Annotated in this window: 1 protein-coding gene; it reads left to right on the top strand. The window is 75.1% G+C overall.

Features of this window, described 5'->3' with window-relative positions; genetic code table 11:
* Nucleotides 1-305 (top strand): SAM hydroxide adenosyltransferase (locus tag ACY45C_RS20060; protein ID WP_462189112.1); only part of this gene is annotated, 305 nt, incomplete at its 5' end.
* Nucleotides 306-461 lie beyond the last annotated feature (156 nt).

The raw sequence follows: 461 nt of genomic DNA, 5'->3' as shown, positions 1-461 counted from the left end.
GCGCGGCCGGGCTGCGCCCGCCGGGTCGGGCGGTGCTGCGACCGCTCCGGCGGGACCGCCCGACCGGGGCCGAGCAGGCGGTCGGGCCGCCCGCGGCCGCGGGCCCGATGGTTGAACTGGCGGTAGGGGTCACCTTCGGTTCCGTCGGCCCGGGGGAGGCGGTGCTCTACGTCGGCTCGGCGGGGATGGCGGCCCTCGCCGTGCGCGACGGTGACGCCGCGCATGCCCTTACGCTTATGCCCGGCGACCGCCTTACGCTGCGCCGCTGGGACAGGCGTCCGGGGCGCCCACCGCCCGTCGGGTGACGGCACCGGTCAGCACCGGTCAGCAGAATCCCGGGAAGGTCAGCCAGCTCGGCCCCGGGTCGGGAGCGTCATCGCGCAGGACCGTTCCCTCGATCTTGCCGTACGGCCGGTCCGCGGCGTAGTAGATCGTGTTGGGATTATCGAGCCCGAACGGTT

The sequence above is a fragment of the Frankia sp. CcWB2 genome, from assembly GCF_977927585.1.
This window is presented reverse-complemented; position numbering and strand designations above follow the sequence as displayed.